Origin of the sequence: Enterococcus sp. JM9B, from assembly GCF_009933265.1 — a bacterium.
Lineage (GTDB): Bacteria > Bacillota > Bacilli > Lactobacillales > Enterococcaceae > Enterococcus_C > Enterococcus_C songbeiensis.
On sequence record NZ_MAEK01000026.1, the window covers coordinates 67,413 to 82,280 of the forward strand.

A 14,868-nucleotide genomic window follows, 5' to 3' on the forward strand; every position below is an offset into this window, starting at 1 on the left:
GTTCGTCCTTCCCTTCTGTCTTTTTTCCTATTTTACCCCTAAAAGTTCTTCTTTGCTATGAATCAGTTGGGTTAAAAAATTACAGTAGGGTGTAGGAATGCCGTATTTTTTTCCTTTTTTGGCAATTGCCCCGTTGATATAATCAATTTCTGTTGCTCGTCGATTTTTGATTAAATCTTGATGCATTGAAGGATAATGCAAGCCGATAGTTTCTGGATCGTAACATTTTTCCACGTAAGCAACGGTTTCTGAAATATCTAGTTGAATATTTTCAGCTGCTGCTACGTTTGAAAATTCCGTTACGATGGCTGTGACCATCTCTTTAGCACCCGTCGTCTGTCCCAATTCGTACATATTGACATCCAACAAGGTACACAAGCCGTTCATTGTGCCGTTGACACAGGCTTTTTGATAAATAGCATGGCGGATATTCTCAGAATAAGCAGCGTTTAGTTTTGCAGCAGATAAAACGTCTGCCAACTCTTTTGCAGCTGCCGCTTGTCCGACTGCTAAATTTTGCAGTGTAACCGATCCTTCGCCAAAAAGCTGAACTTCTCCCGGGCCAATCAACCCTGCCGTCCAAATCGTATTGCCGATAAAAATCTGCTCTCTCGGAAGATAATTCGCCAACGTGTCTTCGTGTCCGATTCCATTCAGAAGACAAAGTACGTTGGTTTTTTCCTGAATCATTGGTTGAATTGCCTGCATCATTTCTGCCAACTGCATTGCTTTCGTAAAAACAAGAATCAAATCAGCTGAAAAGGCCTGATCGATATTTTTCTGTTCCACGATTGGTAAGTCCACTCTGATTTCTTCACCATTATAATTTGCTTTTAATCCATGTTGCTTGATCTGCTGCACATGTTCTGCCCAGCCATCCACCAACAGTACCTCATTCCCTGCTTGTTTCAACATGACAGCAAAGCGACTGCCCATTGCACCCACACCAGCGATTACGATTTTCAAAAGAATGCCCCCTCAATAAAAGTTTCCTGGATTCATTCTACTTGGAACAACCGCCGAAAGCCATGACTGAAACTTCAACCACTGGTATTATTCGTATTTTTTAATCAATAATTCGTTATAAATTAATGATTTGTGATAAAACAGGTTTATTATCCACAATATTCAGCAATTGGGGAGTAATTTAAAATATTGATTTTTCGATAAAAATCGGCAGGCAATTGCTTCCACATCCGTAACAGCTTTTGCAACAAACTGCTTTCTGCCTTGATCAAATATTCGCTGAGAATCAATCCTTTTGATTTTTCAGGTTTTTCTTGAACCAAACGTTCATATTCATTAAAGGCATTCTCTTGATTTTCCGCTACGAATAGTTTGCGTACTTCAATGTAACTACCCTCGATTTTTTCGGTTTCTTCTATAAAGTATATGGATTTGATCTCTTTCATATTAAATCCTCCTCTTTTGTTTACAGGTATAGCATAGAGAAGTTTTATTAACTGAAAGTTAAATCTCGTCCTTTTTTTATAACTTTTGAAAAATTTAAAAAATCCAAACATTGAAGAACCCTCTAAATCTACTACCCAGCAACCTCATCCAACTTTTCAATGGAACGAGTGATTAACTCTGCGTGGATGTCCTGATATTTCTTCAGATACTCAAGAATATTTTCTTTGTATTTTGTTGACCAGCTTGCTTTAGGTTCAATCAATTCTCCTTGTTTATTCGTATTAACGTAAACCTGTTTATTGAAGTTGGCATCATTCTCGGGAGAAATGCTTACACCGATTTTGCCATCATGATCAATGGTAATAAAAAAATCTTCTTTATTTGTTACTATAGAAAGTTTTTGTTCATCCAATGGAAAACCAACCCAGCCTGTCGGCAAGACATATGTCCAGTAGTGAATAGTATTTTCGATTAATTCGTAGGCGTTCCCATCAGAATCAGGACTATCTGTATCTGATAACTGCACCCAATGACGCTGGTCTAAATTTGTTCTGTAAGTATGTTCGTCATACCTTAATTTTAGATGAAAGGCAGAATAGGGTATGAGAATAACCGCAAGACCAATCAACACATATTTGTAGATTCTTCCGTTTTTTATTTTTTTGGTTGTATCTTTTGCCATTTCTTTGTCCTCCCGTAATAAATGATCTAGGGAGATACCGAATAAGTCGCTAATAGCAATTATTGTCTCTAAATCGGGATAGTTTCGTCCAACTTCCCAACTGGAAATCGTAGGTCTGGAGACATTTAACAATTGTCCAAGCTGTTCTTGTGTCCATCCTTTCTTTAGTCTTTGTTCCTTGATTTTATCCCCGATGTTCACAGTATCCCCTCCAAAATAATTATTTAGGAAAACGGTGTGAAAGAAAAGCTATAATTCCTACCATCCTCATAAATTGCATGATACATATCGTATCATGTTGCTATTACAGGCTTTTTGAAAAAATTTTGAGTGTATCTATCAATGCTATCTTACCTCATTACCAAAGAATTTTTAAGTAAAAAAAGAACACCGATTCCTCGATGTTCTCACGTTAAACTTAATCTCCTAAATTAAAGCGTAATTTCATTTGATTGGCACCTTTGGCAATCATCTTGCCAATCATGGCCGTTGTTTTTTCAAGAGAAATTTGTGCCAGCTCGTCGTTGACCTTCGCCAAATAATCCGTAAGTTTCTCTTGTTTCATTGCTTCTTGATCGGCTGAAAGCTGACGATAACGAAAAGCAGCTACTGTTTCTTGTTCAAAAGAATCGGCAATGTCACTGTATAAATCATAGTTGGCATCTCCCAGCAAGGCGGCAGTACAACTCAACCAGTACATATTTGTCAAATCACAGGTGTCCGTGGTATTTCGGTAACAAGCAGGTGTCTTTTCAACATTGCTGTAAAAAGGAACGACGGAATTGAACGTATTCGGTCCAAAGGCCAGCCAGTGAATTCCGGCAAGCGCCTCCGGTACATCCTTACGAATTTGCAAAATATGCAATTCATGATTCCGGTTGATACCGATTGGACGAAATCGTTTCTTCTCTGCTTCCGTTCCCGTACCATAAGGATCATAAGGCGTATCTTGATAATGAGAACTCAAAACCCACTTTACATCTTCAATCGTGATTTTTTGTTTAGGGTAGCAAATAAATGGCAGATCCTGATCGGTTGGTTCAATTTCTGCTGCGGGATCAAAATATTTTTGTCCATACCATGCCCTTGGATTATTGTAATGGTTGTCTTTAATGGTCGCACTCCCAAAGATATGCCGTAAATTAACTCCTTCAAAATCAGGATTTAGGTGATGTTTTTCGATCAAATCTGGCAAATCTTTTGCGTAAAGAACATCGGCTGAATCAAAATCATAGTGATCGATATTCATGCGATTTGGAGCAATCACGTAAGCATCATCTGGAATTCGAATCGCTGCCCAATGATGTCCACCAATCGTTTCCAACCACCAAATTTCTTCCTTATCAGAAAAAGCAATGCCGTTTGGTTCGTACGTACCAAATTCTTCCAGCAATGCTCCCAAACGCAGCACGCCTTCCTTAGCACTGTTGATATAAGGCAAGACAATTGTCAGCAAGTCTTCTTCTCCGATTCCGTCGGTAACATAGGGATCAATCCCTAAAACTCGGGAATTTGTCGTAATGGTTTCCGTAGCAGACATTGCAACATTTTTGCTATTGATTCCTGATTCTCCCCAGATGCCGATTTTCTCTTCATCTGCGTCTGGTGTTGAAGTATAACGCAAAGGATTATCCGGCAACTGAATCGTTACTTTGCTGATTTTTGATTGATAGGTTCTTGGTTGTTGGTCTGGCGTAATTACGACAAATTTTTTAGGACCCAGCGCAACAGAACCGTCTTCATTGCGGGCAATCATCGTGGAGCCATCAATACTTGCATTTTTACCGACTAAAATCGTCGTGCAGGCACTCTTGAATTTTTTCATGGAATCTTCCTCTCTAAATTTCATTGACAAAACAAGTGTAATCCTAAATACAAAAGAAGGAAACAAAAAATTCTTATAAAACCGGATGATTGGCATTCTGCCCATTTTCAGCTAAGATAAACAAGGAAAAAGAACTTGATTCCTACAAAATAACTAGTATAAAAACGAGGCGAATAGCAATGGATTTGTATACATCATTTATGGGACATACTTCGGTGCGTTCTTTTGAAGAAAAAAAGGTACCCGATTCTCTAAAAGAAAAACTGATTGCCGCTGCTCAAAGCGGATCAAGCTCTAATTTTGTTCAAGCCTATTCAATAATTGAAGTACGTGACCCGCAAAAACTAGCAACCATCGAAGCAATTGCCAACTGTCCCGGTTATGTAACTGGCGCAGGTGTCTTTTATGTTTTTGTTGCCGATTTGAATCGTCACGCACAATTATTGGCACACCATCAACGAGCAACGGCTATTTCTAATCTGGAAACCATGGAAGCCTTGACCGTAGCAATCGTCGATACAACCATCGCCGCACAAAACATGGCGGTATTTGCAGAAGGCAACGGGTTAGGCATCTGCTACATTGGCGGCATCCGAAACGATTTGTTTCAACTGGCAGAATTGCTGGATTTACCAAAACACACTGTGCCGCTTTTTGGTCTTTCTATTGGTTACCCCAAAATGCGAAATCAGCCAAAAAAAAGATTGCCTGCCGCTGAAATTCTCAGTGTGGATCGCTACCAACCAGTAAACTTTGAACATCTGCAAGCCTATGACGAACAAACTGCCGCTTACTACGCGAAACGGACAACCAATCAGCAACAAACCTCATGGTCAAAAAAAATGCTGGCATTTTTTTCAGAGCCACGTCGTTTGGAAACCAGCGAATTTTTGAAGAAGCAAGGATTTCATTGGTAAAAGATAAAAAAAACCGCGAATCTGCGGTTTTTTTGCTAGTTTAAAACATCATTCAATGCTTCTGCCATTGTGGGATGGGTGTAGATTTGATCTCGTAAAATAGTATACGGTAATTTGGCATTCATTGCTAGAGTAATCAGATTGATGACTTCGTGAGATTCTTCGGCATAAATTGAAGCTCCTAGAATCAGATTGGTGGTTGTATCGACAAGAATTTTAAAAATTCCCCGTGGATCTTCCAACACTTGGGCTTTCGGAACACCAGCACTCAATAATTGATACACTTTATAAACGTACCCTTGTTCTTTTGCTTGAGCTTCCGTCAAACCGACCGTAGACAACGGTGGGGTTAAGAAAACCGTATAAGGAACATTTTTGCGGTCACTGACTTTGCGATCTCCGGTATGAACTATTTGATCCGCAATGATTCGGTAATCATCAAGGGAAATATAAGTGAATTGCAGTCCACCTTTAACATCACCGATTGCCCAAACATTCTCCACCGTCGTTCTCAAATAATCATCCACAACGATTCCGCTTTTTTTTACTGCAATTTGGGTATTTTCCAGTCCCAAATCAGCAGTATTGGGGTGACGTCCGGTTGCTGCAAGGATTAAGTCACCCTCTAAAGTATGCTGTCCATCTTTTTCATACCTCACCTGAACGCCTTCTGCTGTGTCGGTGACTTCTAAAAGTTTGGCACCTAATTCAAAGCGAATCCCTTTTTCTGTCAAATCATGAAAAATCATCTTCGCAATGTCCGAATCTTCTCGAGGAATAAAGGTTTCGTGGTTGTCGATGACGGTAACTGTTGCACCATAATCCGCAAACATGGCGGCAAATTCTAAACCAATATAGCCGGCACCAATGATTGTTAAGCGTTTAGGTAAAACCGGCAGCTCCATGATCTCTTTTGAAGTCACAACCCGACTGCTTTTCGTGATTCCGGGAACTTCCGGCAAAATTGGAGTCGAGCCGGTATTGATAAAAATCCGTTCTCCCGTTAACTTGCGAATTTCGCCATTTGTCATGGTCACTTCCAAATCATGATTGGCTGTAAAACGGGCTTTTCCCGTCCAAACTTCAGCTGTTTTTTCGTCAGCAATCATATGAAAGTTTTTATTTCGTAAACGTTCCGTCAAATCTCCCCGTTTGGTAACTGCTTCTTCAAACGGAACTTTGCGATTGCCATTAACGATCAACGATTTCGATGGAATGCACCCGATATTGATACAAGTCCCCCCATACATTTGCTTGGATTCTTCGATCATCAGCACTTCTTCTCCATACTTCGCCAGTGTTTTAGCTAACGTTTTTCCTCCTTTTCCAAAACCAATAAAGACATTTTTATATGTTGTCATCCTGATCCCTCGCTTTCTATGCCTATTCTACCGAGAAACATTTTTTTCGGCAATTAGTTGCCTTCCATTCACCGGCTTTTCATTTCAGCCAATCATTTTCCTTTTATCGTCACGGCTTTTCCCGTACACTAAAAGAAAGAGCTTTAGAAAGAAGGGATTTTAATGGTACAGAAGATTCAATTAGAAAATAGTACTTTGACAGCAGAGGAAATTTTGGCGGCAGTCGGTGGGCAATTGGATTCCGTTGTTTCACTTACAAATGACCAAGGCTTGGATGTCACGGTCTTAACTCAAGAATCATGGGAACATTTATTGTCTTTATTAGATGCAGCTCAAGCAGAAGGCTACCGAATCCAACAAGAACTTCCAGAAGAAATTCTTCGAGAAGTTGATGCCCCTGAACCGCAGCAAGCAACTGGCTGGCGAACGGATGTCCCAGAAAAACTTCATCCTGCTCCTGATTTCAAATTAGAAGCCGGCGAAATTCCTACAAGTGATGATATTTTAGACTGATCTCAAAGCAAAAAGCAGTAAAACTCGTTCTCATTGTTGAACGGATTTTACTGCTTTTTATCTGATTTTTGGAAAGGATAAATGTAAACAAAATAAATTATCCTTCATTTCAGCGGTCATTTTTCCGCCCATTTTTTCTGTCATGGTTTTGGCAATCGTTAAACCTAACCCACTGGCGGCATTGGTTCGACTGGCGTTTCCTGTATAAAAGCGATCAAACACTCGTTGAACATCCAGCGAAGAATCCTTCAAATCATTTTCAATTCGTAAAAGAACCTGCTCCTCCACCGTTACCGAAATAACAATTTGTTTTTTCGCATACCGCAGACTGTTTTGAATGATATTTTGTACAACACGCGTGTACAGTAGCGGATCACCTAAAATCCACGTTTCCGGCACATCCTCTGGAAACTGTACCACCAACTGACCTTCCACAAATTGTTCATAATAACTAATAAATAATTCTTCCAATAGCTGATAGCTGGAAAACCGGACTTGTTGGATTGGCTGTTGGTCCAATTCGATTCTTGCTAATTCATAAAAATGTTCATTCATTTCAATCAATCGGTCGACCGATTTGCGAATATTTTGCAAATAGTGCTGCCGTTTTTGCGGATCAATTTCTTTTTCCATCAGTTGTGTGTAACCACTGATGGCTGTCAAAGGGGTTCGCAAATCATGAGACAAACCCGTGATTGCTTGTTGCAAATTATTTTCCAATTGTTTGCTGTGAATACTTTGTTCTTCATAATAAGACACTAATTGATTGATAGACTCGACAAGCTGCACCAATTCTTTTTCGTGAAAATCAACCGCCACTCGACCGCCATGGGAAGCATGTTCCGGCAGCTTCTTGATTTTTTGCCGCAAACGTCGCAGTTCTCGTTTAAGACTGTAAAGATAGCTCCCGCCTAGCAGTAAAAAGATTCCAATGATACTTGCTATTCCCCACATCTCACTGACTCCTTAATCAAATTTAAAGCCTACGCCCCAAACCGTTTTGATATATTCTGCGCCAGCTTGATGCAGCTTTCCTCGTAGATTGCTGATATGCACATTGATGGTTTTTTCGCCGGCAAGAAAAGGTTCCTGCCAGACAGTTTCATAAATGTTGCTGCGGCTGAATACCTTTTTGGGAAACTGTAAAAAGAGCAGTAAAATTGCATATTCTCTAGCAGTCAAATGCAAAACAACCTCTTTTACTCGGACTTCCCTCGTCTCCAAATTAATAGAAAGCTCTTGATAATGTAACATCTGCCCCTTCGTTTCCTTCGTCGCATGCCGTAACTGAATTTGGATTCGTGCCAATAGTTCGTATAAATCAAACGGTTTGACCAAATAATCATCGGCTCCAGCTTTCAGCAGGGCAACTTTTTCTGTTAAGTCATTTTTTGCGGAAATTACAATGACTGGCAAAGAGGACTGCTGACGAATCCATGCCAACACCTCTTCCCCATTTAATCCCGGCAACATCAAATCCAGTAAAACCAAATCAAAATTTTCCTGCTGAAAACGTAATTGACCCTCCGTTCCAGAATAGGCACTGATCACTTCATAATCAGCCAGCAATTCTTTGAGTATCGTTTGAATTTCTGCATCATCTTCCACCAATAAAATCTTGGTCATCTGCTCACCTACTTGATATCTGATCGTTTAAAAAAGAAAATCCCTATTCCTGATGATACCACAATCGTGAACAAACTAACGAAAATCAACCATGGAAACCGAGCAATTTCTGCCGGTTGTGTAAAGCTGGAATAAAATAGAAAGGTTCCAGTGATCCAATCCAGTAAAAATTGAGTAGCCGGACTTCGTTGCAACAAAGAAGGCAAAAAAATGATTCCCAAAATATACAGCCAATTCCAAATCAAGGAAATGCCGATGTTCTTCGTAATAAAAGAAATCATGACAAAAACTGCGACATTTGCCAGTATCAGCAAATAAATCGTTAAAAAGACATTGATGCCATAAAGAAAATAGTTATCGATTCCTTCCATCGAACCAAAACCAAAGAAAATTGTAAAACAGATCACCTCTAAAACCGTCAATACGACACAAGCAATCAACGTCACACCAGCCAACGTCACACCCTTTGCAAAATAAAAATGACTGCGGTTGCGACCAATCGATAACGCATTACGGATTGTTCCCTGCTGAAATTCTTCATTAACAAAAAAACTAACCAACGCGGCAAGAATAAACAAAACAATCTCACTATTTTTTGCTACGCCAAGCACACCGGATGCACCATTCGTTACTAAATCCTTTACTGGTTCCAACACGACACCATATCGGGTTTCCACCCAACTATTGATTACTTGAAATATCGGAATAAACACAAAAAGTCCAAGAACCAACCATAATTTTCGACTTTTCAATAGTTTTAATTTATCGGCTCGAAGTAAGTTTGTCATGTTCGTTTCCCTCCGTAAGTTCCAAGAAATAAGTTTCCAGATTTTGACGGGTCACCCCGATGCGCGTGACCGGTATATCAGCCAACACCAGAAGTCGATTGAGCTGTGCTACCCGATCATTTTGTTGATAAATATGGATTGTCTTTTGATCCACCACTTTATATGCAGTGATTTTTTGTGCATCCAAAACCACCAGCGCCTTTTGAACAACTGGCGTTTCCAACTCGATGTACTGCCGACTTTCTTGCTGTAATTCTTCCTTTGTCAATTCTTTGATCAGTCGTCCTTTGTGTAAAATTCCATAATCTGTGGCAATTTCTGCCAACTCATTCAACAGATGGCTGGAAAGTAGGACGGTAATACCTTTTTCAGTCACTAACTGCTGAATGATTTCTCGAATCTCAACGATTCCGGATGGGTCCAGCCCATTTGTCGGTTCATCTAAAATCAAAAATTCTGGATTTGTAATCAATGCCATTGCAATTGCCAAACGTTGCCGCATCCCTAAAGAAAAATTTTTCACTTTCTTTTTACCAGTATTTTGAAGATGCAGTAGCGTCAGTAAGTCAGAAATCTGACTTACTCCGACCCCGCCATTTGCTGCCTGTACTTGCAAATTTTCCATAGCGGTCAATTCTGGATACAGGGCGGGCGATTCAATTGATTGTCCCATTTGACGGCGTGCCTGTTGCAACCCTTGCTTGTCGGTTCGTCCAAACAATTCGATTTCCCCTTCATCAATCGCAATCAGGTCCATGATTGCCCGCATAAAAGTGGATTTCCCGGCGCCATTTTCGCCGATCAAGCCGTAGATTGCACCGCGTTTGATTGCAATGGACACATTATCCAATGCTTTGATTCCTTGATATTTCTTAGTAATATTGGTTGTTTTCAATACCAATTCCTGCATAGATTTCTTCACTCCTTTTTTTGTAGTTTATCGAAGAAGCATAAAGAAACTGGCTAAAAAAGATAAAAAAAGTATAAAGAAAACGCCGGAATTTTTCTCCGACGTTTTCTTTAGTATCTTTCGTTTTTAAAATGTCGCTTCGTTTAAATCGAAATATTTCTACGCATGATAATGAGTTTCTAAATATTTTGACCAGTAGGGTTCATCTAAAACAGAAAGGGTCAAAAGCAACTCATACTTTTCCCGTTCATTTTGACAACCGTTATCATGATCAATCAGTATTTGAAATAACTTATATACCATTTTCGCTTTCACATCATCATAACTCAGGGAGACATCGCTTTTTTAGAATCTTTTCAGTTCACATTTTATGAACACCTCATCATAGAAAAATTAAAAATGTACAGTGGGTTAGTTTTTTAGATAGTTAGTTCTCATTCTTTGATTTTTTCTATAAAATTTAACAAAGGCAATTAATTTTTTTATCCATACACACCAGTTCCAAAAAATGAATGATTTAATCTATATTTATATTTCCCACTAACAATTCTAACAGCAGGATGATAATGATGGAATCTCCATGTACTAGATTTTCTATGCAACTCTACCCCGGTTGATTTTCCCAGTTGCCACTGCACATGCAAATGATGTGCCACTAAACAAAGTATAAGTATCATTAATACCAATAGATAAGATATCTTCTCCGAGTTCGTACGCATCTGCCCTCCTATACCTCATGTTGAGTTTTGATATCTTTCCGTTTCGATCTAAGCTCCCAATGAAATTAAGATTATCAATCATTGGCTTTTCTATTTTTTTTAAATTTACCCTCCATCCCCCGTTACCATTTGCAAAGTTCACAATAATATCTCGTTCAGCAGCATACCTGATGGCTTCTAATAATATTGATTCGAAAACATCCACTTCGATACTAACATTAATAACATTTGCTCCATTAGTAGCACAGTACATAATTCCTTTTGAAATATTATCCTGTGTTGCTTTTCCATTTTCTGTTACTACAGTATTTATTATTTCAACATTCGAAACAATACCTTTAATGCCTTTTTTGTTTTTAGTTGCAGCTATTATACCTGCTATTGCGGTTGCATGCTCAGAGTCTACGAGAGTAGAATTGAATACAAACTTCTTCTGTATAAGTGTAATATTACTTAGCTCATCGGTTGAGGTAGCAATACCTCCATCAACAATACCCACTTTTAATGTTGAATCTAACTCTCTACTTTGTGGAAAATCATTATCGTAAAATTCAATAAAACTAAGTAGTATTTTGTGACTTGAAACAAATTTTGCATTGTAAATTAGGATAATTAAAATAGTTGTAGCAAAAAATATTGTAACTAATATAATTGACACTATCCAGTTTTTCTTCATTTTCGTTTTGCAACCACCGGATCTAAAAAAACATCATTTCGAAAAATCTTTCTCAGTTCTTCTTCAGAAATTTCTTGTAGCTCATAATACTTTATATTTTTTTTATCAATTGTTCCTTCCCAGATTTCCCAAAGTTCATAAGGTTCTGATATCTCTTTTAAATATTGCGCTAGTGATTCATAAAATCCATCCCATTTATTTACTTTAATCTCATAATAGTATTTACCTATTGCATATTGACTTATAGTTTCAGGAGTCATGTCTCTTATTATTTCTATACTCGGTTCATTATCGGGATTAAAGTCAAGTGCAAATAATTTTTCATTACTATTTAAACTACTAACAACGAAAGGTGCATAACTTGAAATTTCCTTTATCTCTTTTTTTGAGTAACCTAAAGAATATAAATCTTTTTTTGATAAAAATTCAGCAGCTTGATTAGAAAACATTTCTGGGATTTCTTTGGCACTTACTAGGTAAAATCCTACGGACATTTTAATCTTCCTCTCCGAAGAAAACGCTTACTTTGCTAGATTATATTCATTTATTGTGCGTTTGTCAAAATATATGTAGCCTTTAATTGATGAATTTTTTTGTATTAAGAATTCAGATTTACACAAGTAAAAAAAGGCTAAAATGATACAAAATTGTTCACATTAGACTGTTCCTCTACAGGTTATTTAATAATCCTAACTATTAACTTTACTCCATTAATTGTTCATCAAAAACTCGATTCAAAAATCCTTGTAAATAGCGCTGATAAAATGTAGGGAAACTTTATTCAATGTATTTTTTTCTTTTTTAGGTAACCAGATAATCATTCTACAAATAGGATTGATTGTCCTGAACCTAATAAGTGTCGTCTATATTATTTTAAAGAAGTTTTAGACCTAAATCTATAGATAAAACCCGTTTCAAATGGTTTATAACCATTTAAAACGGGTTTTTAACTTTTTGTATTATCCATTCATTTTCACGGACATTTTGTAATACCATTCGTCTAATTTGACAAAATATTATTTTAAACCCTCTATTTCTCCGTGTTTAAAATGTCGCTTCATCTGGATTTTTTGCCAATCCAGCGACGCCATGCAGACCATCGATTAATTTTACATCTTCTGCCGTTAATTCAAAATCAAACAATTCGGTGTTTTCTTTGATTCGTTCATCATGAACTGATTTTGGCAGTGGTAAGAAACCGTGTTGCAAACTCCAACGCAAGACAACTTGTGCAACTGTCTTATTGTATTTATCTGCAACTTCTTTCAATTCAGGAACATCAAAAATTTTCCCAGTTCCCAGTGGACTGTATGCTTCACTCAAAATATCGTGGGCATCATTGTAAGCCACTACTTCCGGTTGTAAATCGCTTGGGTTCAAGAAAATTTGGTTAACTACTGGTTTGATTTTTGCGGTTTTCAACAACGCATCCAAATGGTGAGGACGGAAATTAGAAACACCGATGGCACGGATTTTACCCGCTTCCACAGCTTCTTCCATTGCCCGCCATGCCTCTGCATTGGCTTGTTCCCAATTTTCGCGAAAATCAATTGGATTAGGCCAGTGGATCAAATATAAATCTAAGTAGTCCACCCCTAATTTTGTTAGAGAATCTTCAATCGCTTGTTTTGCCAATGCATAAGAATGATGTTTGTTCCATAATTTTGTTGTAATAAATAGTTCTTCTCTAGGAACTCCGCTGGCCTTGATACCTTTGCCCACGGATTCTTCATTACCATATGCTGCCGCTGTATCAATGTGACGATACCCAGCTTTCAAAGCGGCTAAAACGGATTCTTCTGCTACTTCACCAGAAGGCGTTTGCCATGTCCCAAAACCGACAACGGGAATTTCCACACCGTTTGCTAATTTGTACGTATCTTTTAAACTCATAAAATTGTGTCCTCCTCGTTCAATCGTTACTCTTTAACCTTACTCTATTTTACTATTTTTGTCAGAAAACTTGCACTAAAAAAGGAGCAGCCGCTAAACTGCTCCATCATTTTACTTATTTTCGAGGTTTTCACCATTTGATTCAATCACTTGCTTGTACCAATCAAAGGATTTTTTCTTGCTTCGTTTCAACGTACCATTTCCTTCATTGTCCCGATCTACATAAATAAAACCGTAACGTTTCTTCATTTCCCCGGTACCTGCAGAAACTAAATCGATACATCCCCAAGTTGTGTAACCTAAAAGATCAACGCCATCTTGTTCCACTGCATCTTTCATCGCTTGGATATGGGCAGCCAAGTACTCAATGCGGTAATCATCCTCTACATACCCGTTTTCATCCGGCGTATCGATTGCCCCCAGACCGTTTTCTACAATGAACAATGGTTTTTGGTAACGATCGTACAAATCATTCATGGTGATCCGCAAGCCTAGTGGATCGATTTGCCAACCCCATTCACTTGCTTCAAGATACGGATTTTTGACCGAAGCAAAAATATTCCCTGCTGTTTGCTCCAATAATTTTGGATCGGTCGTTGCTACTCGCGAAGAATAATAAGAGAAAGAAATAAAATCAACCGTATGAGCTTTTAACAGCTCCAAATCCCCCTCTTCCATTGCAATCGTGATACCGTTTCGTTCCATTTCTTTTAAGGCATAGGCTGGATATTCTCCCCGTGATTGCACATCAATGAAGAAATAATTTTCCCGATCTGCTTTCCGAGAAGCCCAAACATCTTCCGGTTTGCTTGTATAAGGATAGTTGGCACCTGCTGCCAGCATACAGCCCACTTTATTTTCCGGGTCCACTTCATGGGCGATTTTTGTTGCGATTGCACTGGCTAATAATTCGTGATGGGCCGCTTGGTACTTCACTTGTTCTTTGTTGTCGCCTTCTTCAAAGTATAACCCTGCGCCCATAAAAGGTGCATGAAGAATCATATTGATTTCATTAAAAGTCAACCAATATTTGACTAATCCTTTGTAACGATTAAAAATTACTCGACACAAGTTTTCATAAAATCCAACCAATTCCCGTGAACGCCACGCCCCGTAGGTTTCAATCAAATGCATCGGACAATCAAAATGAGTGATGGTCACTAAAGGTTCAATTCCGTATTTTTGGCATTCCTTGAAAACATCTTCGTAAAATTTCAGCCCGGCTTCGTTAGGTTCTTTTTCATCACCTTTGGGAAAAATCCGACTCCAAGCAATCGAGAGACGATAGGTTTTAAAGCCCATTTCCGCAAACAATGCGATATCTTCTTTATACTGATGGTACATATCGATGGCTACTTTTGCAGGATAAAAATGTTCATCATCAAAATCAAACATCTTCTTTTCGCCAGTAATTACTGGAAAACGATCTTTTCCAATTGGAACAACATCCACGTTTGCTAATCCGCGCCCATCTTCCGCGTATCCACCTTCACACTGATTGGCCGCTGTTGCGCCGCCCCATAAGAAATCTTTTCTAAAACTCAT

16 protein-coding genes are annotated in these 14,868 nt (G+C 38.5%); 2 read left to right on the forward strand and 14 right to left on the reverse strand.

Features of this window, described 5'->3' with window-relative positions; all coding sequences use genetic code 11:
* Positions 1-27: 27 nt before the first annotated feature.
* The 4 genes from BAU16_RS07220 to BAU16_RS07235 form a co-directional block, all read right to left on the reverse strand.
* The gene (locus BAU16_RS07220) at positions 28-966 is read right to left on the reverse strand and encodes a 2-dehydropantoate 2-reductase (RefSeq protein WP_161526804.1); all 939 of its coding nucleotides are present in this window, start codon (positions 964-966) and stop codon (positions 28-30) included.
* A 149-nt stretch (positions 967-1,115) separates the two neighbouring features.
* On the reverse strand, positions 1,116-1,412 hold the full coding sequence (locus tag BAU16_RS07225) for a hypothetical protein (RefSeq protein ID WP_048603928.1): 297 nt from the start codon (positions 1,410-1,412) through the stop codon (positions 1,116-1,118).
* A gap of 131 nt (positions 1,413-1,543) precedes the next feature.
* Complete coding sequence (locus BAU16_RS07230) at positions 1,544-2,296, reverse strand: helix-turn-helix domain-containing protein (protein WP_161526805.1); 753 nt, start codon at positions 2,294-2,296, stop codon at positions 1,544-1,546.
* Between the two features lie 217 nt (positions 2,297-2,513).
* A complete protein-coding gene (locus BAU16_RS07235) occupies positions 2,514-3,920 on the reverse strand; it encodes a C69 family dipeptidase (RefSeq protein WP_161526806.1) in 1,407 nt (468 codons plus the stop codon).
* A 179-nt stretch (positions 3,921-4,099) separates the two neighbouring features.
* On the opposite strand from BAU16_RS07235, the gene BAU16_RS07240 reads away from it, so the two are divergent.
* Positions 4,100-4,837 carry an NADPH-dependent oxidoreductase gene (locus BAU16_RS07240; RefSeq protein WP_161526807.1) on the forward strand — a complete coding sequence of 246 codons (738 nt, stop codon included), beginning with the start codon at positions 4,100-4,102 and terminating at the stop codon, positions 4,835-4,837.
* 35 nt (positions 4,838-4,872) lie between these two features.
* Here BAU16_RS07240 and BAU16_RS07245 read toward each other — a convergent pair whose 3' ends face one another.
* Complete coding sequence (locus tag BAU16_RS07245; protein WP_161526808.1) at positions 4,873-6,198, reverse strand: FAD-dependent oxidoreductase; 1,326 nt, start codon at positions 6,196-6,198, stop codon at positions 4,873-4,875.
* A 162-nt stretch (positions 6,199-6,360) separates the two neighbouring features.
* On the opposite strand from BAU16_RS07245, the gene BAU16_RS07250 reads away from it, so the two are divergent.
* Positions 6,361-6,711 carry a hypothetical protein gene (locus BAU16_RS07250; protein WP_137605345.1) on the forward strand — a complete coding sequence of 117 codons (351 nt, stop codon included), beginning with the start codon at positions 6,361-6,363 and terminating at the stop codon, positions 6,709-6,711.
* Positions 6,712-6,768: 57 nt separating this feature from the next.
* Here the strand turns inward: BAU16_RS07250 and BAU16_RS07255 are convergent, their stop codons facing one another.
* The 9 genes from BAU16_RS07255 to BAU16_RS07295 all read right to left on the reverse strand — a co-directional run bounded on the left by BAU16_RS07255 (position 6,769) and on the right by BAU16_RS07295 (position 14,868).
* Entirely contained in the window at positions 6,769-7,665 is an 897-nt protein-coding gene (locus BAU16_RS07255) for a sensor histidine kinase (RefSeq protein WP_161526809.1), read from the reverse strand.
* 12 nt (positions 7,666-7,677) lie between these two features.
* Positions 7,678-8,337, reverse strand: a complete 660-nt coding sequence (locus BAU16_RS07260) for a response regulator transcription factor (RefSeq protein WP_161526810.1) — start codon at positions 8,335-8,337, stop codon at positions 7,678-7,680.
* Positions 8,338-8,345: 8 nt separating this feature from the next.
* Entirely contained in the window at positions 8,346-9,125 is a 780-nt protein-coding gene (locus tag BAU16_RS07265; RefSeq protein ID WP_161526811.1) for an ABC transporter permease, read from the reverse strand.
* Positions 9,100-10,035, reverse strand: a complete 936-nt coding sequence (locus BAU16_RS07270; RefSeq protein WP_048603918.1) for an ATP-binding cassette domain-containing protein — start codon at positions 10,033-10,035, stop codon at positions 9,100-9,102. The genes BAU16_RS07265 and BAU16_RS07270 overlap by 26 nt, the downstream gene beginning before the upstream one ends.
* 159 nt (positions 10,036-10,194) lie before the next feature.
* Entirely contained in the window at positions 10,195-10,338 is a 144-nt protein-coding gene (locus BAU16_RS07275) for a hypothetical protein (RefSeq protein WP_161526812.1), read from the reverse strand.
* A 291-nt stretch (positions 10,339-10,629) separates the two neighbouring features.
* Positions 10,630-11,430, reverse strand: coding sequence for a S8 family peptidase (locus BAU16_RS07280; RefSeq protein ID WP_161526813.1), 801 nt, complete (start codon positions 11,428-11,430; stop codon positions 10,630-10,632).
* A complete protein-coding gene (locus BAU16_RS07285) occupies positions 11,427-11,924 on the reverse strand; it encodes a hypothetical protein (RefSeq protein ID WP_161526814.1) in 498 nt (165 codons plus the stop codon). Before BAU16_RS07285 ends, BAU16_RS07280 begins: the two co-directional genes overlap by 4 nt.
* A 550-nt stretch (positions 11,925-12,474) precedes the next feature.
* Positions 12,475-13,323 carry an aldo/keto reductase gene (locus BAU16_RS07290; RefSeq protein ID WP_137605349.1) on the reverse strand — a complete coding sequence of 283 codons (849 nt, stop codon included), beginning with the start codon at positions 13,321-13,323 and terminating at the stop codon, positions 12,475-12,477.
* A gap of 111 nt (positions 13,324-13,434) precedes the next feature.
* A complete protein-coding gene (locus BAU16_RS07295; RefSeq protein WP_137605350.1) occupies positions 13,435-14,868 on the reverse strand; it encodes a 6-phospho-beta-glucosidase in 1,434 nt (477 codons plus the stop codon).

Bases quoted from the DNA above. Each gene is read 5' to 3' on its own strand.
- BAU16_RS07295 (WP_137605350.1), bottom strand. From the start codon at position 14,868: ATGAGTTTTAGAAAAGATTTCTTATGGGGCGGCGCAACAGCGGCCAAT.
- BAU16_RS07245 (WP_161526808.1), bottom strand. From the start codon at position 6,198: ATGACAACATATAAAAATGTCTTTATTGGTTTTGGAAAAGGAGGAAAA.
- BAU16_RS07275 (WP_161526812.1), bottom strand. From the start codon at position 10,338: ATGGTATATAAGTTATTTCAAATACTGATTGATCATGATAACGGTTGT.
- BAU16_RS07290 (WP_137605349.1), bottom strand. From the start codon at position 13,323: ATGAGTTTAAAAGATACGTACAAATTAGCAAACGGTGTGGAAATTCCC.
- BAU16_RS07280 (WP_161526813.1), bottom strand. From the start codon at position 11,430: ATGAAGAAAAACTGGATAGTGTCAATTATATTAGTTACAATATTTTTT.
- BAU16_RS07240 (WP_161526807.1), top strand. From the start codon at position 4,100: ATGGATTTGTATACATCATTTATGGGACATACTTCGGTGCGTTCTTTT.
- BAU16_RS07270 (WP_048603918.1), bottom strand. From the start codon at position 10,035: ATGCAGGAATTGGTATTGAAAACAACCAATATTACTAAGAAATATCAA.
- BAU16_RS07260 (WP_161526810.1), bottom strand. From the start codon at position 8,337: ATGACCAAGATTTTATTGGTGGAAGATGATGCAGAAATTCAAACGATA.
- BAU16_RS07225 (WP_048603928.1), bottom strand. From the start codon at position 1,412: ATGAAAGAGATCAAATCCATATACTTTATAGAAGAAACCGAAAAAATC.
- BAU16_RS07265 (WP_161526811.1), bottom strand. From the start codon at position 9,125: ATGACAAACTTACTTCGAGCCGATAAATTAAAACTATTGAAAAGTCGA.
- BAU16_RS07285 (WP_161526814.1), bottom strand. From the start codon at position 11,924: ATGTCCGTAGGATTTTACCTAGTAAGTGCCAAAGAAATCCCAGAAATG.
- BAU16_RS07235 (WP_161526806.1), bottom strand. From the start codon at position 3,920: ATGAAAAAATTCAAGAGTGCCTGCACGACGATTTTAGTCGGTAAAAAT.
- BAU16_RS07255 (WP_161526809.1), bottom strand. From the start codon at position 7,665: ATGTGGGGAATAGCAAGTATCATTGGAATCTTTTTACTGCTAGGCGGG.
- BAU16_RS07250 (WP_137605345.1), top strand. From the start codon at position 6,361: ATGGTACAGAAGATTCAATTAGAAAATAGTACTTTGACAGCAGAGGAA.